The sequence below is a fragment of the Roseovarius faecimaris genome, assembly GCF_009762325.1.
GTDB classification, from domain to species: Bacteria; Pseudomonadota; Alphaproteobacteria; order Rhodobacterales; family Rhodobacteraceae; genus Roseovarius; species Roseovarius faecimaris.
On sequence record NZ_CP034348.1, the window covers coordinates 2,220,775 to 2,239,509 of the forward strand.

The window sequence follows — 18,735 nt, forward strand, 5'->3', positions numbered from 1 at the left end:
ATGCTGAAAATCGCCACACAAGCCGAATGGATTGCCCGCGCGCAAGAGGTGTTGCCCGGCGGCGGCTTTGGCAATTTCGACCCCGGCATAGTGATTGCCAGGGGCAAGGGCGCCCATGTCTGGGACGAGGACGGCAATGAATATATCGACTATCTGATCGGATCGGGGCCGATGCTGCTGGGCCATGGCAACGAAGAGGTGCAGGAGGCGGTTTTCGAGCAGATCCCGCGCGGCATGACCTTTTTTGCCAACAATGCCGCGGGCATCGAGCTGGCCGAGCAGATCTGCGATGCGGTCGCCTGTGGCGAGATGCTGCGCTATGTCACGTCGGGCGGCGAGGCGGATATGTATGCCATGCGCCTCGCGCGCGCCTTTACCGGGCGCGACAAGATCGTGAAATTCGAAGGCGGCTATCACGGCATGTGCGCCGAGGCGCAGATGAGCCTTGCACCGCAGCGCCTGGTGAACTTTCCGCAGCCCGTGCCCGACAGTGCCGGCATTCCGCAAGGCGTGGCCGATGAGATGCTGATCGCCCCGTTCAACGATTTCGACTACATCCGCTCGCTTCTGGCCGAGCATGGCGACGAGGTGGCCGGCATCATCGTGGAGCCGCTGCAACGGATCATCCCGCCCCTGCCCGGGTTCCTTCAGCTCTTGCGCGAGGAGGCCGACAAATACGGCATCGTTCTGATCTTTGACGAGGTCGTGACCGGCTTCCGCTTTGCCTATGGCGGCGCGCAGGAGCTTTATGGCGTGACGCCGGACCTGTGCTCTCTGGGCAAGGTCATCGGCGGGGGCTTCCCGCTGGCGGCCATTGCGGGGCGCGCCGATATCATGGCGCATTTCGACAAGGCCAAGGTCGGTGCCGAAGGGTTCCTGATGCAACTCGGCACGCTCTCGGGCAACCCGGTGGCGGCGGTGGCGGGGATGAAAACGATGGAAATCCTGCGCCGCGACGGACAGTACGACCGCTTGCGCAGCCTTGGACGGCGGTTGATGGACATGGCAAGCGCGGCCCTGACCGCACAGGGCATCGGCCACCAGATCGTCGGGGACCCGACCCTCTTTGACGTGGTTTTCACCGATCGCGATGTGCGGGATTACCGCGATGTCATACAGGCCGACACGGCCCGCCAGGCACGGTTCAACAGCGTGCTGAGGGCGCGGGGGATATTCAAGGCCCAGGCAAAACTCTACCCCTGCCTGGCCCTGAGCGACGCGGATCTGGAACAGACGAATGCGGCATTTCAGGCCGCTGCCGAATCCCTCGCCGAAGGCACCTGAGTTTTCGCCATTTTGTTCAGCACCGCTCTTACGCCAAAACGGCGTAAGAGCTTATTATTTGTTCAAAATTAAAAGAAAACTCAAAATATTTGCCCTAGAGGGAAATATTTATTACCGTCATGAATACGGCTTGCACGACTTGCTTCAAAAATCCGCAGATAATTGCTCAAAATTATCGCAATTTATCGGAAATTGGTGTAGGCTTGGTCTTGCGATTGGACCAATAATGGTCCGATTTAGGAGGGGGGTCAAAAGCAATGACAAAAAAAGCCCCCCAGAGGGATTCCATCTGAACGGGAGGACTGTGAATGGATACCGATATAGGCGCGTTGACGGTGATTTTCACCGAGTTTTACTACTGGGCGACCGTGCCGCTCATGTTTCTCATCCATGTGGGCTTCTGCATGTATGAGGTGGGGGCCACCCGCCACAAGAACCACGTACATACCCTGATGAAGAACACCATGCTGATCCCGTTGGTGACCGTGACGTTCTTCTTCTTTGGATGGTGGATCTACTTTGCCTTCCCGAACGGGCCGGGCATCACCGGTGGGATCACGCAATCGGACAACGCGGTACCGTGGAGCCAGCTGATGGGCACGCACATGGGCGGCTCGACCGAAGTTCTGGAATCCGCGCAAGGATACGGGGTTGATCTTGGCAACTCGTTCTGGAACCGCCTGAACGGCGTGTTCTGGGCTGCGTTCCTGCTGTTCAGCTGGACGGCGGCCTCGATCGTTTCAGGCGCCACGATTGAGCGTATCCGCCCCTCGGCCTTCTGGATCCTGGCCGTGGTCATCGGGTCGTTCACCTGGATCATCGACGCCGCCTGGGGCTGGCACCCCGATGGCTGGATGGTCACGCAACTGGGCTATCACGATGCGTATGCCTCGGGGGTGATCCACGCCATTGCCGGCGGCTTTGCCCTGGGTGTGGTCTGTGTGCTCGGGCCTCGGATCGGCAAGTTCGCCCCCGATGGCACCCCGCGCAACATCAACCCGCATAACAAGTGGCTGGTCACCATCGGCCTGTTCCTGATCTATGCCGGGTTCTGGGGCTTCTACGTGGCCTGTAACGTGCCGATCATCGATCACCAGTCGCTGGGCGGAGCGGAAGGCGTGGTGAACTTCACCGCGACGACAATCTACCTGACGCCAACCACCCTGTCGGCCATTGTGTTCAACTTCCTGATGTCCCTCTCCGGCGGGATGCTGGCGGGATATGTGGTGTCCAAGGGCGAGGCCTTCTGGACCTACTCGGCCGGCCTTGCAGGCGTCATTACCGCGTCGGCGGGCAACGACCTCTACCATCCGATCCAGGCGATGATCATCGGCGGTATCGGGGCGGTCTGTGCCTACAAGCTGCACTTCTGGGTCGAGCGCAAGTTCAAGATCGACGACCCGGTGGGAGCAATCGCGGTGCACGGCTACGCGGGCTTTATCGGGCTTGTGATCTGCGGCTTCATGCTCTGGGGTCACCCGGCAACGGCGGCCTATCATGACCCGGTTGCGGTCATCACCCCGTGGGGTCAGTTCCTGGGTGCCTGCATCATGTTCATCGTGCTGGGCTTCATCCCTGCCTTTATCGTCTCCAAGATCCTGCAAGGGATGGGGATGCTTCGGGTGCCCGCCGCGGTGGAGCTTGTCGGCCTCGACATGAGCGAGGAGATCGCCGAAGAGATGGATGCGATTGCCATCTCGGAAGCAGACATCGAAGAGGCCAAGCGCCTCGGACTGCTGAGCTGAGGAGGACACAAAGATGTCAACGACTGCTGTAGAAACTTGGGCGGGCGCTGATCTGTCTCAGATTGGTCCGATCTATCCGATGGTGGGCACAGAGATGCTGCTCTTTATCATCGGCCTGGCCCTCTGGCTTCTGTTCCACATCCTTCAGGCAAGGATCGAAAAGAAGGAGTTCGAGGCGGATGAGGCCCTGGCCCGCAGCCCTGAACGACTAAAGAGGGTATTTGAGGAGGAAGCGCGCGAATAGCCGCCGCCTGCCCTGACAAAAACCGGGAAACGCCGATTCTGTGGAATCGGCGTTTTTCATTTCTGCCGCTTATTTGAGCAGGGTGCTCAGAAATTCTGAACGCCTATTGAGCAATGCGCACAGCAATTATGCAGTTCGCAAAAAATCTCACAGCTTCTCCGTGTATCCAACGAATAAACGTTGCAAGCGGCCCATTATTGGGCTGCGATTAATCCCATTGGTGTACCAATAATAAACCAAAACACCAAGATAACGGGAAAACGACACGGAGGACGAACCGAAAATGGAAGAGCAACTTGCTGAACTTGCCGCCAAGGTGGCGGCGATGGAGGCTAAGGGGAACATGACCAACACCATGTTCGCCGAGATGTATTACTACATCACGATCCCGCTCATGATCATCATTCACGCGGGGTTTCTTGCCTACGAAATGGGTGCCTCGCGCGCCAAGAACGCCCTCTCGTCGGGCGTTAAGAACATTCTGGCCTTCGCTTTCGTGATTCCGGCCTTCTACTTCTTCGGCTGGTGGGTCTATTGGGCCTTCCCCACGGGCTTCTCGCTGTCGGCGGGCCCGAACGGCATCTCCGGCGCGGAATATGCCAACAGTTTCGCCTGGGCCTGGGGTGATGCCGCGGCCTCGATGGGGCCGAATATCGACGACCAGATTTCGGGCGTTTTCTGGGGTGCGTTCACGCTCTTTGCGGCGACCACGGCCTCGATCATGTCCGGTGCCGTCATCGAGCGCATCCAGACCGTCGGGTTCGTCATTCTGGCCATCGTGCTGGGTGGGTTCAGCTGGACCCTCGCGGCCGCATGGGGCTGGCACGCGGATGGCTGGCTGGTGCAAAACTGGGGTCTGCATGACTTCGGCGCTGCGGGTCTTGTGCACGCTGTCGCGGCGTTCTTCGCTCTCGGTGTGCTGATCAACCTTGGCCCGCGGCTCGGCAAGTTCAACGCCGATGGGACGGCCAACCACATTCCCGGGCACAACATGCCCTTCACGGCAACAGGGCTGATGCTGATCGTTGTGGGCTTCTGGGGCTTCCTGATGGCCTGCCTCGTGGTGGGCGGTGAAGCGTGGTCTTGGGGGGCGAACTATACCACCATCTATGGCACCCCCACAAACCTTGGCGCGCTCAGCTTCAACATCCTGATGGGTGTCGCGGGGGGCATCATTGGCGCGTGGTTGCTGACCAAGGATCCGTTCTGGATGATGTCGGGGGCGCTTGCCGGTCTGATTTCGGTGGCCTCGGGCCTCGATATCTACTGGCCGTCGCTGACCTTCATCATCGCGTTCAGCGCGGGGATCCTGCTGAAACCGGCCGCGACGATCCTTGAGAACATGGGCATTGACGACGCGGTTGGCGCGGTCACGGTGCATGGAACGATGGGGATCTATGGCCTGGTGCTGCTCGGGATCTTCGGCAGCGGCTATCCGGCGCTGCTGGGTGAAGGCGCACCGACCGTGAGCTTTGTCGGGCAGCTTGTGGGCGCCGTGGTGTTCATCGCCATCGGTCTGATCACCGGCTACGTGACCTCGCTCATCCTGAAAATGCTGGGGATGCTGCGTGTTCCGGCGGCCGCGGAAGAGCTCGGTCTCGACACGGTCAAGGTTCCCGCACAGGCCTATCCCGAAGGCATTCCCGCCTCGGCCCCGGCCTCTCGTTAACGAAAAGGAGACGAAACCATGGGTTTTCCATTCGATACCCCGACCTGGGACGGCGTGAGCGGCGCCATTTTCATGGGCGTTGGCAGCGCGATGCCGGGTCTGTTCTCGCTGATCGCCATCGTGATCTGCATCGCGGCTCTGGTGATTGGCAACACCAAGGAAGCCGGGAAATACAAACCGCATAAGTGATCGGTTGATCCTTTTGCACCAGACGCCCCGCCGACCCTCCGGCGGGGCGTTTTTTTTAGTCAGGGCTAACGTAGGTCGCCGCGTACTCAACGGGGAAATTGACCGACCGGGCGATATAGCAGGTCTTGTGGATCTCGTGGTGGATGGCATCGGCCACGGCAAGGTCGGTCCCCGAAGGCACCGTGATCCGTGGCCGCAGCGTCGCGCGCAGAAAACGCCCTGCCCCGCTGGGCAGGCTTTCGCCCACGGCAAGCGGCGCATCCTCATAGCCCTGCACTGCAATGCCCGCATCCGAGGCAAGATGCAGATACCACAGCATGTGACAGGCCGCGAGCGCCGAGATCAGCATATCCTCGGGGTTATGCAGGGTCGGATCCCCCCCGAGCAGCGGATCGTTGGAGCATTGGATCACCGGTTTGCCCGCTGTGCGCACCTCCCATGTACGGTCATAGCCGCGATAACGCGCGGTGCCTTCCCCGCGATTGCCGGTCCAGACAACTCGGGCGGTATAGTCGTGTTCGGCCATGGTGATCTTCCTTGCGCATGGGAATTTCCTCCTGCATAAATGTATACATCTCAGGAGGCAAGAACATGACCCCGACAGACATCGCCGCACAGCTGCAATCCGAGATATTGTCCGGCGCCCTGCCCCCCGGCGCGCCGCTGAGCCAGGTGGAGCTGGCCGCGCGCTTCGGGGTCAGCCGCATTCCGGTGCGCGACGCGCTGGCGCTGCTCTCTGCCGAAGGGGTGATCACCGCGGCCCCCAATCGCACCGCCACGGTGCTGAAACTGAGCGCCGAACAGGTGGAAGAGATCTATCACATGCGGATGCTTCTGGAGGGGGATCTGATTGCCCGGGCCGTTCCTGAGATGGGCGCGGAGGAACTGGCGGCGGTCGATGAGGCGCTGAAGCGGTCCTCGCGCGAGGCGGGTCAGCCGGGCTGGGCCGCGGGTGACGACATGTTTCACGCCGCGCTCTATGCCCCGGCCAGGCGGCCGCGGCAGGCCGCGATGATCGAAGACCTGCGCCGCATCGCGCGGGTACAGATCGCCAGCTATGGGCATCTGGCCACCAAGACCCCGCGCTGGGTCTCTGAACATGAAGAGATCGTGCAAGCCTGTCATGCGAAAGATGCCCGCGAAGCGCAGCGGCTGTTGCGCAAACATCTTCGGGGCGCGCGCAACCACCTGATGCGCGCCATCCGGCAGGCCGGCGGGTGACGCCGGGCTCCGGGAATGCGGTCAGAAGGTGAGGATCTCGCGCTCGGTGATCAGCATATCGAGCGGCTGATCGGTCGGCTCAAGCGGCAGTGCCTCGGCCTCTTGCGCGGCGAAAGCGAAACCGATGGCGAGTGTCGGGCGTTTGGCGCGCAACATTTCCAGCGTTCGGTCATAGAAACCGCCACCATAGCCAAGCCGCCCACCGGATCGGTCAAAGGCCACCAGCGGCACGATCAGGATCTCCGGCTCGAAGTAATCATCCACCTGCGGAACCAACGCCCCGAACGGCCCTTCGCGCAACGTGCAGCCCGGCTCCCAGCGGGAAAACTTCAGCGGCAGGCCCGCCCCCTGGATCACCGGCACGCCAACAGGCCCGTGGGCGGCGGCCTCTTCCATGGCGGATAGCGGGTCAATCTCGGTCCGGATGGGCATATAGCCTGAGAGCGGCACACCGCGATACCCCGCAAGCACCTCTGACAGATGCGCGGCAGGCGCCGGATGGCCCGCATCGAACGCCGCCTTGCGCCGGGCAAAAGCCGCCTTGCGGGCCGCCGCCTTGATCTCGGTAAGCTCGGTCATAAAAGCACCATCGCTGCAAGACCGAGAAAGGCGAAAAAGCCGACCACATCGGTCACGGTTGTCACAAACGCGCCCGAGGCGAGCGCCGGGTCGATCCCCATACGGTCCAGCACAACAGGGATCACCGTGCCTGCAAGCCCCGCCACCACCAGGTTGATCACCATGGCCGCCGCGATGACATATCCCAGTTCGGGCCCGCCGAACCAGATCACGCCGACAATGCCCATGACCACGGCAAAGATCACCCCATTCACCAGCCCCACAAGGCATTCGCGCCGGATCACGCGCCAGACATTGGCGCCGGTCAAATCCTTGGTGGCAATCGCGCGCACGGCCACGGTCAGGCTTTGCGTGCCCGCATTGCCACCCATCGACGCAACGATGGGCATCAGCACGGCAAGCGCCACGAACTGCGCGATGGTTTCCTCGAACATGGCAATGACCAGCGAGGCAAGGATCGCCGTGACAAGGTTGACCGCCAGCCAGGGGAAGCGCCGCTTGGTGGTGTCGATCACCTTGTCGCTCAGGCTCGATTCGTCGCTTACACCGGCGAGGCGCAGGATGTCTTCTTCGTGCTCTTCATCAAGCACGACCATGGCGTCGTCGATGGTGATCACCCCCACCAGCCGCTCGTCGGCATCCACGACCGGTGCAGAAATCAGGTGATACTGATTGAATGCATAGGCCACGTCCTCTTCGTCCTGGGTGACGGGGATGACATGGAACGTCTCTTCGACGATCGAGCTCAGAAGCACCTCGCGGCGCGACGCCATCAGTTTGCCCAGGGTCACATTGCCCACCGGACGCAGGCGCGGATCGACAAGTGTCACATGATAGAACTGCTCGGGCAGATCATCCTGATTGCGAAGAAAATCAATGGCTTCGCCCACGTTCCAATGCTCGGGCGCCATCACCACTTCGCGCTGCATCAGACGGCCGGCAGAGTATTCCGGATAGGTCAGCGACTGCTGGACGGCGACACGGTCGCTGTCTTCGAGCACCTCCAGGATCGCTTCCTGCTGGTGGTCCTCAAGGTCTTCCACCAGATCGACCACGTCGTCGCTGTCGAGGTCGCGCACTGCATCGGCCAGAACTTCGGGATGCAGGATCGAGATGACTTCCTCGCGGATCGACTCGTCAAGCTCGCTCAGGATGTCGCCGTCGAATTCCTTGCCGTAAAGCTCCAGCAGGCGGCGGCGGTCGAAGGCGTTGACCTGCTCCAGAAGGTCGGCGATGTCGGCGGCGTGCAGCGGCTCCATCTCGGCCAGCAGCGCTTCGCGGTCGTCATTGTCGACTGCGTGGATGATCCGCGCGACCGCCTTCTGGTCAAGCTCATAGGGATTGTCGTCGCGGTCATCGCGATCGTCACGCCCCTGCTCGTAACCGGGTTCGAGGTCATCTGTCTGGTCGTTGTCGGCCATCTCCCCCTCCCTGGTCAGTCGCGCCTGATCAGAGGGATAAAGAAGCCCTGCCCGGAAAACAATCCGAATGGGATGATTTACCTGCCTGCGCGCGGGTTCTATCCTGTGCGGGAGCGGAAAGAGGCAGGAGGAGATGACGAACGAAACGATCCTGACGGGTCAGGTGCTGAGCTTTACCCGCTCGCCCTTCGATGGCGACCCGGGCGGGGCAGCGCGGCTCGATGCGGCGCTGCTGATCCGCGACGGGATAGTGGTGGCAACCGGCGACAGTGCCGCGATGCAGACCCTGGCCCCAAACGCGCCACGGGTGGCCTATGGCGATGCGCTGATCTGTGCCGGGTTCGTGGATGCCCATGTGCATTACCCGCAGACGGCGATCATCGCGAGCTGGGGCAAGCGGCTGATTGACTGGCTCAACACCTACACCTTCCCGGAGGAAGGCCGCTTTGGCGATCCCGGCTACGCCGCAGTGATGGCAGAGAGCTACCTTGACCTGACCCTGGCGCATGGCACGACCACGGCGGTAAGCTTCTGCACCACGCACCCCGAGAGCGTGACCGCCTTTTTCGAGGCCGCCCGGGCACGCAATCAACGTGTGGTGGCGGGCAAGACCTGCATGGACCGTAACGCGCCCGAGACCCTTTGCGACACCGCGCAGACCGCCTATGACCAGTCCAGGACGCTTATCGACGCCTGGCATGGGCGGGGCCGCGCGCAATATGCGATCACGCCGCGATTCTCGCCCACCTCGACACCGGAACAACTCGAAGCGCTCGGCGCGCTATGGGCCGAGCACCCGGACTGCCTGATGCAGACCCACCTGAGCGAGCAGCGCGATGAGGTGGCCTGGGTCCGGACCCTGTTTCCGCAGGCGCGCAACTATCTCGACACCTATGAGGCGCACGGCCTGCTCGGGCCGCGCGGGCTTTATGGCCATGCGATCCATCTGGAGCCGCGTGAGCGGGACCGGCTGCGCGAGGTTGGGGCCGCGCTCATTCATTGTCCGACCTCCAACACGTTCATCGGCTCCGGGCTGTTCGCGCTGGCCGCGCGCATGGCCGAGGGCCATCGCATCGGGCTGGCCACGGATACCGGGGGCGGATCCAGCTTTTCAATGTTGCGCACGCAGGGGGCGGCCTATGAGATTGGCCAGCTCAGCGGGACCGCCCTGCATCCGGCACAGCTTTTGTGGCTGGCGACTGCGGGCTCGGCGCAGGCGCTGCATCTGGGGGACCGGATCGGCAATATCGCACCGGGCATGGAGGCGGACCTCGTGGTGCTCGATCTGGCCTCGACCCCGGCCATTGCCCAGCGTGCAACGCGGGCCGGAAATATCTGGGAGGCGCTTTTTCCGACGCAGATGATGGGCGATGACCGGGCGGTGCGCGCGGTCTGGATTGCTGGGCAAGAACGGCACGCGCGCTAGATCAAGGGGCAAATGTCCGCGATTGGAGCCGCCTCATGCCCGACAGCCCCATGCCCCCCGACCCCGCCGCGCCGCAGACCGCCGCGCGCCTCTCAGCCACCATTCGCGCGATCGACGATGAATTCGGCGCAGGATTTGCCAGGCAACATCCCGAGCTGGTCGCCGCGCTGGTGCAATCGGCCAGTATCGACGCCGCGGTGGCCACCGGCCTCATGGCGCATCGCGAGGCGCTTGCACTGGCAGACCGGATCGGGCGGGACACCTGCGAGACCCTGCTCAAGCTCAAGCCCCGGTTCTTTGGCTGAGTGCGCGCGCTCAGCAGCCCGGGCGGCCAAGCACCAGAACCCACAGGTTACCCGGCCCCCGCACCAGGCCAAAGCCCGTCACCTCGCGATGCAACAGATTGCTGCGATGCGACGGCGAGGTCATCCAGTGCTGCAACACCGTGTCAAAGGTCCGCTGTCCCATCGCCAGGTTCTCGGCCACATGACAAAACGCATAGCCCTGCGCGCGTGTACGCTCGACGATGCTGTTTCCGTTCGAGCTGACATGGCCAAAGAACCCATTGGCGATCATGTCGCGGGCGTGACCGTCCGCCACGCGCCCTAGCGTGGCATCGGGGCGCAGCCCGGGCAGCCCATATTGCGCGCGCAAGCTGTTGAGCGCCGCGGCATTGGCCGCGCTCACCACCTGCGTCTGTCCGCTGGCAGGTATGCTGGCGCGGGGCTGGGGGGCCACTTCCACCGTGGACATACAGCCGCTCAGCCCCAGAGCCATCAGTGCCGCGAGCATGTTGCGCAAAGGTCTTGGCATGGTCGATCTCCCCGGAAGGTTTTGCCCCCGTGCGACCGGCAGTCTAGGACGCGGCCAGCGCCGCCTGCAAGATCGCCATGGCGGCCGTGTGCTGTTCTTTGCCGGCGGCAGCCAGCGCACGCCCCCCCTCATGGACCGGACCGCCCTCCCAGTCGGTGACGATCCCGCCTGCGGCCTCGATCACCGCGATGGGTGCCTGAATGTCATAGGCATTCAGCCCCGCTTCGATCACCAGGTCGATCTGCCCTGCGGCCAGAAGCGCATAGGCATAGCAATCGGTGCCGTAGCGGGTCAGCTTCACCTCGCGTGAGACCGCGCGAAAAGCGGCCGCTTCGGTTTCCGAACCGACTTCGGGGAAAGTGGTGAAGAGGATGGCATCGTGCAACGGGCCGTCGCCTCGGGCGCGCAAGGGCCGCGATCCGAGCGGGCCATTGACTTCCGCCCGTCCGAGCCCGCCTTCGAAACGCTCACCGATATAGGGCTGGTCCACGATCCCATATATCGGACCGCCGGCATCGGAGACCGCTATCAGCACCCCCCAGGTGGGTGTCCCGGAGAGAAATCCACGTGTGCCATCAATAGGATCGAGCACCCAAGTGAGCCCGCTGCTCCCGGTTTTGTGGCCGTATTCCTCGCCAAGGATCGAATCATCAGGCCGGAATTTCTCGAGAATATCTCGCATCGCGCGCTCGGCGGCGCGGTCGCCTTCGGTGACCGGGTCAAACCCGGCCCCGTCCAACTTGTTCTGCGCCGCCAGACGGTCGGTGCGAAAATGCGGCAGGATCGCCGCGCGCGCCGCATCGGCAAGCGCGTGGGCGGTCCTGACTATCTCATCGCTGTGCATTGATCCCTGCCCCTTCGGCCTGTTGCCGAAGGAGTAGCGGGGAAATTACTCCGGCTCAAGCGACGTCGCTGAGCACCCGCGCCAGATCAAACAGACGACGCCTCTGATTTTCAGGGATTGCGTAGTACGAGCGTACCAGATCGAGCGCTTCCTTGTCGCCCATCAGGTCGGACGGCATCTGCTCGGCATCGGTCTTGTCCGCCCCGTCATGCTCCAGTCCCTCGAAGAAGAAGCTGATCTGCACGTCCAACGCATCGGCGATATCCCACAGCCGGGACGCGCTGACGCGGTTGGCGCCTGTCTCGTATTTCTGGATTTGCTGGAACTTGATCCCGACCTGTTCCGCCAGTTGCTGTTGTGTCATCCCCACCAGCCAACGACGGTGCCTGATCCGCTTGCCCACGTGGACATCTACGGGATGTGGCATGGTATTCTCCTTCAAATTCTCACAGTAAGAACCGGCTGCTACTTTGAAATCAAGCGCCCCTAATAATGGTTCAACCGGTCTTTCATTTCGTTCCTTGAGTGTAGACAAACGATATCATTCTGCCGACAAAAAACAACATATTTTGCTCACCGAATAAGGGATTACCTAAATATAGGCACAATCTAGGCGAGTACCTATCCAACAAGATAGGGCGAGCGCAACCCAGAGTGGCGACAATCCCTTCAGATTGGTCACATTCGTGCTGACACAGGGACAAAAACTCTGGTAACCATGTTTGTCTACTCACTTTTTCTGGGGATAGCTTTGATGCGCGCCTACATGATTCCCTCCGATGGAGCGGCTCCCGAGCTGAGCGAAACCGATCTGCCGGAGCCGGGACCCGGTGAGCTGCGACTGAGGATCGGGGCATGCGGACTGAACTTTGCCGATCTCCTGATGATGAAGGGCACCTATCAGGACACACCGCGCGCGCCCTTCACCCTGGGCATGGAAGTGGCCGGCGTGGTGGACGCGCTCGGCCCCGGGGCAAACGGCCCGGCGGTGGGCACGCGCGTGGCGGTCTTTGGCGGTCAGGGAGGGTTGGCGGAATACGGATGTTTCGATGCCGCCCGCGCCGTGCCCTTGCCCGATGCGATGAGTTTCGAAGACGCCGCCGCGTTTCAGATCGCCTATGGGACAAGTCACGTGGCGCTGGACTACAAGGCGCGGCTTCAGCCCGGCGAGACGCTGCTGGTCCTCGGCGCGGCAGGCGGCGTTGGCCTGACGGCGGTTGAGATCGGCAAACTGATGGGCGCGACCGTGATTGCCTGCGCACGCGGTGCCGACAAGCTTGAGGTTGCACGACAGGCCGGGGCGGATCACCTTATCGACGCGAAAACCCAGGATATCCTGGCCGAGTGCAAGGCGCTCGGTGGTGTGGATGTGGTCTATGACCCGGTGGGGGGCGAGCAGTTCAAGGCCGCATTCCGGGCCTGCAAGCCCGAGGCGCGCCTTCTGCCCATCGGTTTTGCCAGCGGCGAGGTGCCGCAAGTGCCCGCCAATCACCTGCTGGTCAAGAATCTGAGCGTGATGGGGCTCTATTGGGGTGGCTACCTCAAGTTCAAGCCCGAGGTGATCACCGACAGCCTTTCCACCCTGCTCGAATGGTACGAGGCAGGCAAGCTGAAGCCGCATATCTCCCATGTTCTGCCGCTGGAGCAGGCGGGAGACGCGCTGGAGCTTCTGCGCACGCGCAAATCCACGGGCAAGGTCGTCGTTACGCCTCAACCACCGTCGGCAGGCGCATAGGCGCATAGCCCTGCCGGATCAGGTCGGCCAGTTGCTGCAGCACCTCGTCCTGCGTGTGCGCCGCCCCGTAGAGGTTGACTTTCTGGCTGCCCAGTTCCGGCAGGCCCTTGCCCGCAGGGATCGCTTCGAGATGCGGCGGGATGCTGTCCTCAAGCAGCGCGCCGATGGCCAGATCGGCGCTCACCAGCGCTTCCACCGCGCGGTCATCTTCTGAATCGACGGCCATCTCCCAGTCGATCCCCGCCTCGTTCAGCTTGCGCAGCACGATCGGGCGGAAAATGCAGACGCTGCAAAACGCCAGGCGCAGCGGTGCCTTCTTCCACGCCTGCCCGCCCGGCGCACCGGTCCAGCGCAGGGGCATTTCGGTCAGCGTCTCTCCACCCGCGGTGACCTCCTCCTCAGTCGTGAGAATCAGGTCGACCTCGCCCCGCTGAAGCGCATCGCGCAGCTTCATCGTGCTGGAGGAGCGCAGATTGACATTGACCCGCGGGAAGGCGGCATTGAAGCGCTGCAACACGCGCGGGATCACCGGATAGACAATGTCATGCGGCACCCCGAGCATGATCTCGCCTTCATAGACCTGATCGGTGAGCCGCCCGACGACCTCGTCATTGAGCTGCACGATGCGACGCGCATAGGCCAGCAGTTGTTCGCCCGCACCGGTGAGTGCGATCTTGCGGTTCGACCGGTCCAGAAGGGCGATGCCCATCAGCTCCTCAAGCCGCTTGAGCTGCATCGACACGGCCGATTGCGTGAGGTTGAGCGCGGCAGCCGCCCGCGTGACACCGCCATGATCCGAAACGGCCAGAAAAGACCGCAAGGTGGTTATATCCAGATTACGTATCATCACAATCCTTGATGTTAAACAGAACAAACATTCGATTTTAATATGAAAGGCTTTTCTCCATATATCAATACATGAAATGAGAAACGGAACATATATCAAATTTTGGAAAGGATATATCCATGTCGGCCATCAACAAAACGCTCGCCCTTCCCGTCCGGGGCCGTCCGGGCCGGATCGCGCTCTTTTCCCTCTTCGACCTCGCCCGTCAGCGGCGCGCGCTGGCGCGAATGGATGATGCCCGCCTGGCCGATCTCGGCCTGAGCCGCGAGGACGCGATGGCCGAAGCAAAACGCCCGGTCTGGGACGTCCCGGCGCATTGGCACAAATAAGCGCGGAATCTGCTCATTTGAGCCTCCGGAAAAGCTTGAAAAGATGAACCTGTGCTACAATATTATCCACAGACACCCATTTCGGGTGGGGACAGGTGCAACCTTCGGAGGCTTTAATGGCTGAATTTAATACAATCCGGACAGCGGGCGCAGGGGTCCGCACGGCTGAGATTGACGCAGGGCTTCGCGCCCACATGAACAAGGTCTATGGCACAATGTCGGGGGGTCTTCTGATCACCGCGCTCGCTGCCTGGGCCATTGCAGGGCTGGCGACAACCACCAATCCCGCCAGCGCCGTCGCACAACTGCCCAATGGCACGATGCTGACCGCTCTGGGCTCGGCGATCTATATCTCCCCGCTGAAATGGGTGATCATGTTCGCCCCGCTCGCCTTTGTCTTCCTCGGCTGGGGCGCATTGATGCGTCGCGGCTCGGCGGCGACCGTCCAGCTTGGCTTTTTCGCCTTCGCGGCGCTGATGGGGCTGTCCTTCAGCTCGATCTTCATCGTGTTCACGTCCTTCTCGATCGCGCAGACCTTCCTGGTCACGGCGATTGCCTTTGCGGGTCTCTCGCTCTGGGGCTACACCACGAAGAAAGACATTTCGGCCTGGGGCAGTTTCCTGATCATGGGCGTGATCGGCCTGATCGTGGCGATGGTTATCAATATCTTCCTGCAGTCGCCCGCGATGATGTTCGCGATCTCGGCCATCGGGGTGCTGATCTTCGCTGGTCTGACCGCGTTCTACACGCAGGACATCAAGAACACCTATGTCGCCCATGCCGCGCATGGCGATCAGGAATGGCTGGACAAGGCCGCGATGGACGGGGCGCTGAGCCTCTACATCAGCTTCCTCAACATGTTCCAGTTCCTGCTGATGTTCCTGGGGCAACAAGAATAACCCCCGCACCAAAGATGATTACCGAAGGCCGACCTCAGGGTCGGCCTTTTTTCTTTGACCAATCGGTTTCAATTCGGCAAGAAATCGCACAGCACCGTGGCGGCCATTCCTTTTGATGGGGCCGCCGCTATATTGTGCTCAAACAGCTTCGGGAGGCTATTCATGAGCGTAGGAAAACTGGCTTTGGCCACGGCGGGCGTCGCCGCAGCCACCACCCTTTCGGCGGCGGAGCCGGACGCCTGGAGCCTGCTCAAGGAGATCGAAATCACCGAGCATGTGACCGAAACCGAATACGAGGTCCGCAAGAGCTATCCGCCCGCTCTGGCAGAGGGCCGCGAGATCGAGATCGAGATCACCGGTTATGCCACCCCGGCCCTGCCCGGCGAGATGATCCAGGACTTGCTGATGGTGTCGGATATGGGCCTTTGCCCGTTCTGCGGCAGCCTTGAGCACGGGGCCACACTGGCGGTTAGCCTGGCCGAGCCGATCCCTGTGATTGATGACCAGACCCGCCTGACCCTGCGCGGCACGCTGAGCCCGGTGACCGACCCCGAAACCTGGCAGAGTGTGGTGCTGAAAAACGCGCAGATCATCCGCAACTGATCTGCACCCTCCGGACATGACAAAGCCGCGCTCGGCAAAGCGCGGCTTTTTTCATTCAGGCTCGGGCGATCTTACTTGATCTTGCCTTCCTTGTACTCGACATGCTTGCGCACGACCGGGTCGTATTTCTTCACGACCATTTTCTCGGTCATGGTGCGGGCGTTTTTCTTGGTCACATAGAAATGGCCCGTGCCCGCGGTCGAATTCAGGCGGATCTTGATGGTCGTCGGCTTCGCCATGGGTGTTCTCCTGCGTCGAAAGGCAGGGCCTTTCGGTGAATCTCATATGAAGCCCGCCTTTTAACCGGCTTGCTGCCCGAGTCAACCGCAATCCGTCATGGTCTTGCGGGAATATGCGCGGAGGGCCTGTAAGCCGGATTCTGTCCACCCCGGGCCGTGGCCCGAAGCTGGATGACCATTCATCTGGACGCGCTGTTGCCAACACGCCTCAAGCTGCCAACCCGGATCTGCGAGGCCAAGACAGCCCATGTGCGATCCCTATTTGGCATTGCTCCCGGTGGGGCTTGCCGTGCCGGTGCTGTTGCCAGCCCCGCGGTGGGCTCTTACCCCACCGTTTCACCTTTACCCCTGTCGCGCAGGGGAAGTCTGTTCTCTGTGGCGCTTTCCCTCGGGTTACCCCGGCCGGGCATTACCCGGCACCGTTGTCTTGTGGAGTCCGGACTTTCCTCGGCGCCATTGCTGATGCCGCGGCCATCCGGCCCTCCGCGCCCCGCCTATGTAGGGGTTTGCGGGGGCAAGCGCAACTCCATGCCGGTTGACATCGCGCGCCCATCGGCGAGGCTTGTCGAAACCGCCCCTGTCGGCCCTGCGAAGGATCGCCCATGTATCGCCTGCTTATCCTGCTTTTTTGCACCCTTTGCGGCCCTGCCCTGGCCACCTGCCCTGTCCCGTCGGACATGGCCAAGGGGGTAGCGGTCAGCACGGTTGGCCCGCGCGGCGCGCAGACCATGCATGTGTTTCGCAAAACGGCTCAGGGCCGCGTGGATGAACGCCGGACGCGCCGCTGGATCGCCGCGCGTAGCACCGTCGAAAGGCAACTGCAACGCGGACTGCTGCCGCTGGAACAACGGGTGATCGAGGCTCCGGAGGGCCGGGCTGGGCCGATGGATGAGGTCTATACCTATCCCGGTCAGGCCATTGCGCGGCTTCAGATCACGCCCAAAACACAGATCACCGCCGACGCGCATGTAACGGCGTCGAATGGAACCAGGCGAAAGATCAGCACGCAATACAGCATCGGTGCGATGGCCTGGCGCTGGTATGGCCGTTGCCGTTTCCGGGTGATGGAGATCACCGCCGTCGAGGATGCCGACGGCGTCGAGACGGCGTACACCTATCTTTATTTCGAACGCTACGGCTTTGCCATTGAAACGCAGGCGGTGCAGCAGGGCAAAACCTTTGAGACGACGATCCTCGGGATCGCCCGGGCCACGCCCTGAGCCATGTCAGGATCTGGCAGGCCAGCGGGTTGCAAGATCGGCCAGAAGGCGCAGGTCGGTTTCCGAAACGGGACCATCCGCGCCGGGGCGGAACCTGTCGCGAAAGGCTCTGAGCCGTGCAGCCTGCGGCGCCTCTGGCGGATAGCCGAAGGCGCGGGCGAGCCGGTCAAACTCCCGGCCTTGCGGGTCGGCCTCCCGCGGCCAGACCGACAGGCCCAGACGCGCCAGACGCTGCCAGTCAAAGCGCGGGCCCGGATCGGATTTGCGTTCAGGGGCCATATCCGAATGCGCGATGACACCTTCCGGGGCGATATCCCAGCGCGCCATTATGCCGGGCAGAAGCACCTCAAGCGCGGCCATCTGCGGCTCGGCGAAGGGATGCGTGCCGTCATTGTCCAACTCGATCCCGATGGAGCGCGAATTGATGTCGTCGAGCCCGCCCCAGCTTCCGGCCCCCGCATGCCAGGCGCGCCGGTCTTCGTCGACCATCTGCCAGAGGCGCCCGTCACCGCCGATCAGGTAATGCGCGGAGACTTCCGCGCCCGGATCGCAAAGCCGCTCCAGCGCCGCCTCAGCGCCTGACATGGCCGTGTAGTGCAGGACGATCAGGTGCGGGCGCAACCCATCGCGGCGCGGCCCGCAATTGGGCGATGGATGGACAATCACATCGGACGTGTCTGCGCTCACGCGCCGCCCGCGGACGGCACCGCGTTGCGGAACGGGCTCGGGTCCCAGCCGCAGGCATAGCCGTCACCATCCGGGTCCAGACCAAGCCGGTCACGCGTTGGCCCGCCCTTTTCCAGGAAATCCATCTGCGCCTTCTCATAAGAGGTGTATTTCGCGCAATTGCGCCGCGCACGGGCCTCCTTGTTGAAGCCGACCCTGCGATAGACCTGCGTGCCGACAGGATGGGTGGAACTGAGCGCATAGGCCACGATATTGGGTCCGGTGCTGCCACTGCGCTGCGGCAGGGCCGTCGGCTCCACAACCTTGTACTGCGCGCGGTTCTGGGCGATGAGCTGGGCATCGCTTTCGATGGAGCGCTGCGCGCCAACCGCCTCGAAATCGTTTTCCGAGGAAATGCCGGTCGAGGTGGTGACCGTCTGCGGCGGTGGATTGTTCGGGTCCGCCTGCACAGGCGGCACGCCGGAATTGGCCTGGCTTGCTGTCAGCGCGGCGCGGGTTTCGGCGGCCAGTGTCTCAGCATCGCTGGACGGCATCGTCTGGCCGTCAGCCGACAGAGGCTCGGACGACACCGCGTCAGGCGGCGGCAGAACAGAGCCGGTAAGCGCCGCATCGCGCCGCGCCCGTTCGGCCAGATAGGCGTCATAGTCGTTGAAGCCCACGCCCGCCGCACTGTCAGGCACCGAAGGCGAACAGGCCGCGAGCGCCGCACAGGCCATAAGGGTCAAGGAAAGTCGCATCTGC

Annotated in this window: 23 protein-coding genes and 1 other RNA gene; 13 read left to right on the forward strand and 11 right to left on the reverse strand. The window is 62.4% G+C overall.

Annotated elements, in window-relative coordinates:
• The 5 genes from EI983_RS11350 (at position 1) to EI983_RS19250 (ending at position 5,131) form a co-directional block, all read left to right on the forward strand.
• Positions 1 to 1,284, forward strand: coding sequence for an aspartate aminotransferase family protein (locus tag EI983_RS11350; protein ID WP_157707507.1), 1,284 nt, complete (start codon positions 1 to 3; stop codon positions 1,282 to 1,284).
• 308 nt (positions 1,285 to 1,592) lie between these two features.
• The gene (locus EI983_RS11355; protein ID WP_157707508.1) at positions 1,593 to 3,029 is read left to right on the forward strand and encodes an ammonium transporter; all 1,437 of its coding nucleotides are present in this window, start codon (positions 1,593 to 1,595) and stop codon (positions 3,027 to 3,029) included.
• Between the two features lie 13 nt (positions 3,030 to 3,042).
• Positions 3,043 to 3,273 (forward strand): hypothetical protein, encoded by a 231-nt coding sequence (locus tag EI983_RS11360; protein WP_157707509.1) that lies wholly within the window; start codon positions 3,043 to 3,045, stop codon positions 3,271 to 3,273.
• Positions 3,274 to 3,556: 283 nt separating this feature from the next.
• Complete coding sequence (locus EI983_RS11365) at positions 3,557 to 4,942, forward strand: ammonium transporter (RefSeq protein WP_157707510.1); 1,386 nt, start codon at positions 3,557 to 3,559, stop codon at positions 4,940 to 4,942.
• Positions 4,943 to 4,960: 18 nt separating this feature from the next.
• The gene (locus EI983_RS19250) at positions 4,961 to 5,131 is read left to right on the forward strand and encodes a hypothetical protein (RefSeq protein ID WP_198389282.1); all 171 of its coding nucleotides are present in this window, start codon (positions 4,961 to 4,963) and stop codon (positions 5,129 to 5,131) included.
• A gap of 55 nt (positions 5,132 to 5,186) precedes the next feature.
• On the opposite strand, the gene EI983_RS11370 is transcribed toward EI983_RS19250, so the two are convergent.
• Positions 5,187 to 5,657 carry an OsmC family protein gene (locus tag EI983_RS11370; protein WP_157707511.1) on the reverse strand — a complete coding sequence of 157 codons (471 nt, stop codon included), beginning with the start codon at positions 5,655 to 5,657 and terminating at the stop codon, positions 5,187 to 5,189.
• 65 nt (positions 5,658 to 5,722) lie between these two features.
• On the opposite strand from EI983_RS11370, the gene EI983_RS11375 reads away from it, so the two are divergent.
• Positions 5,723 to 6,352, forward strand: coding sequence for a GntR family transcriptional regulator (locus EI983_RS11375; RefSeq protein WP_198389283.1), 630 nt, complete (start codon positions 5,723 to 5,725; stop codon positions 6,350 to 6,352).
• A 21-nt stretch (positions 6,353 to 6,373) separates the two neighbouring features.
• Here EI983_RS11375 and EI983_RS11380 read toward each other — a convergent pair whose 3' ends face one another.
• Both EI983_RS11380 and mgtE read right to left on the reverse strand, forming a co-directional pair.
• On the reverse strand, positions 6,374 to 6,931 hold the full coding sequence (locus EI983_RS11380) for a 5-formyltetrahydrofolate cyclo-ligase (protein ID WP_157707513.1): 558 nt from the start codon (positions 6,929 to 6,931) through the stop codon (positions 6,374 to 6,376).
• Positions 6,928 to 8,352 carry a magnesium transporter gene (gene mgtE, locus EI983_RS11385; RefSeq protein WP_157707514.1) on the reverse strand — a complete coding sequence of 475 codons (1,425 nt, stop codon included), beginning with the start codon at positions 8,350 to 8,352 and terminating at the stop codon, positions 6,928 to 6,930. The genes EI983_RS11380 and mgtE overlap by 4 nt, the downstream gene beginning before the upstream one ends.
• 133 nt (positions 8,353 to 8,485) lie before the next feature.
• Between mgtE and guaD the strand changes: the two genes are divergently transcribed.
• Both guaD and EI983_RS11395 read left to right on the forward strand, forming a co-directional pair.
• The gene (gene guaD / locus EI983_RS11390) at positions 8,486 to 9,778 is read left to right on the forward strand and encodes a guanine deaminase (protein ID WP_157707515.1); all 1,293 of its coding nucleotides are present in this window, start codon (positions 8,486 to 8,488) and stop codon (positions 9,776 to 9,778) included.
• A 35-nt stretch (positions 9,779 to 9,813) separates the two neighbouring features.
• Positions 9,814 to 10,083 (forward strand): hypothetical protein, encoded by a 270-nt coding sequence (locus EI983_RS11395; protein ID WP_157707516.1) that lies wholly within the window; start codon positions 9,814 to 9,816, stop codon positions 10,081 to 10,083.
• 10 nt (positions 10,084 to 10,093) lie between these two features.
• On the opposite strand, the gene EI983_RS11400 is transcribed toward EI983_RS11395, so the two are convergent.
• Genes EI983_RS11400 through EI983_RS11410 form a run of 3 tightly spaced genes read right to left on the reverse strand, consistent with a single transcriptional unit; the run spans position 10,094 to position 11,862 of the window.
• A complete protein-coding gene (locus EI983_RS11400) occupies positions 10,094 to 10,591 on the reverse strand; it encodes a CAP domain-containing protein (RefSeq protein ID WP_157707517.1) in 498 nt (165 codons plus the stop codon).
• A 43-nt stretch (positions 10,592 to 10,634) separates the two neighbouring features.
• Positions 10,635 to 11,435 (reverse strand): inositol monophosphatase family protein, encoded by an 801-nt coding sequence (locus EI983_RS11405; RefSeq protein WP_157707518.1) that lies wholly within the window; start codon positions 11,433 to 11,435, stop codon positions 10,635 to 10,637.
• Positions 11,436 to 11,490: 55 nt separating this feature from the next.
• Positions 11,491 to 11,862, reverse strand: coding sequence for a helix-turn-helix domain-containing protein (locus tag EI983_RS11410; RefSeq protein ID WP_157707519.1), 372 nt, complete (start codon positions 11,860 to 11,862; stop codon positions 11,491 to 11,493).
• Between the two features lie 327 nt (positions 11,863 to 12,189).
• Here EI983_RS11410 and EI983_RS11415 point away from each other — a divergent pair, with 327 nt between their 5' ends.
• Positions 12,190 to 13,170, forward strand: coding sequence for an NADPH:quinone oxidoreductase family protein (locus EI983_RS11415; RefSeq protein ID WP_157707520.1), 981 nt, complete (start codon positions 12,190 to 12,192; stop codon positions 13,168 to 13,170).
• Here the strand turns inward: EI983_RS11415 and EI983_RS11420 are convergent.
• Positions 13,139 to 14,017: a LysR family transcriptional regulator gene (locus EI983_RS11420; RefSeq protein WP_157707521.1), complete on the reverse strand. Its 879-nt coding sequence runs from the start codon at positions 14,015 to 14,017 to the stop codon at positions 13,139 to 13,141. The genes EI983_RS11415 and EI983_RS11420 overlap by 32 nt on opposite strands.
• 119 nt (positions 14,018 to 14,136) lie before the next feature.
• On the opposite strand from EI983_RS11420, the gene EI983_RS11425 reads away from it, so the two are divergent.
• The 3 genes from EI983_RS11425 (at position 14,137) to EI983_RS11435 (ending at position 15,848) form a co-directional block, all read left to right on the forward strand.
• Positions 14,137 to 14,346 carry a DUF1127 domain-containing protein gene (locus tag EI983_RS11425; protein ID WP_157707522.1) on the forward strand — a complete coding sequence of 70 codons (210 nt, stop codon included), beginning with the start codon at positions 14,137 to 14,139 and terminating at the stop codon, positions 14,344 to 14,346.
• Between the two features lie 116 nt (positions 14,347 to 14,462).
• Complete coding sequence (locus tag EI983_RS11430) at positions 14,463 to 15,245, forward strand: Bax inhibitor-1/YccA family protein (protein ID WP_157707523.1); 783 nt, start codon at positions 14,463 to 14,465, stop codon at positions 15,243 to 15,245.
• 162 nt (positions 15,246 to 15,407) lie between these two features.
• Positions 15,408 to 15,848, forward strand: coding sequence for a hypothetical protein (locus EI983_RS11435; protein WP_157707524.1), 441 nt, complete (start codon positions 15,408 to 15,410; stop codon positions 15,846 to 15,848).
• A 71-nt stretch (positions 15,849 to 15,919) separates the two neighbouring features.
• Here EI983_RS11435 and rpmG read toward each other — a convergent pair whose 3' ends face one another.
• Positions 15,920 to 16,087, reverse strand: coding sequence for a 50S ribosomal protein L33 (gene rpmG / locus EI983_RS11440; protein WP_058315632.1), 168 nt, complete (start codon positions 16,085 to 16,087; stop codon positions 15,920 to 15,922).
• A 113-nt stretch (positions 16,088 to 16,200) separates the two neighbouring features.
• An RNA gene (rnpB, locus tag EI983_RS11445) (RNase P RNA component class A) lies at positions 16,201 to 16,574 on the reverse strand.
• Between the two features lie 115 nt (positions 16,575 to 16,689).
• On the opposite strand from rnpB, the gene EI983_RS11450 reads away from it, so the two are divergent.
• Positions 16,690 to 17,307 (forward strand): hypothetical protein, encoded by a 618-nt coding sequence (locus EI983_RS11450; protein WP_157707525.1) that lies wholly within the window; start codon positions 16,690 to 16,692, stop codon positions 17,305 to 17,307.
• 6 nt (positions 17,308 to 17,313) lie between these two features.
• Here EI983_RS11450 and EI983_RS11455 read toward each other — a convergent pair whose 3' ends face one another.
• The gene (locus EI983_RS11455; protein WP_246162132.1) at positions 17,314 to 17,994 is read right to left on the reverse strand and encodes an N-acetylmuramoyl-L-alanine amidase; all 681 of its coding nucleotides are present in this window, start codon (positions 17,992 to 17,994) and stop codon (positions 17,314 to 17,316) included.
• Positions 17,991 to 18,731: a hypothetical protein gene (locus EI983_RS11460; protein ID WP_157707526.1), complete on the reverse strand. Its 741-nt coding sequence runs from the start codon at positions 18,729 to 18,731 to the stop codon at positions 17,991 to 17,993. The genes EI983_RS11455 and EI983_RS11460 overlap by 4 nt, the downstream gene beginning before the upstream one ends.
• Positions 18,732 to 18,735 lie beyond the last annotated feature (4 nt).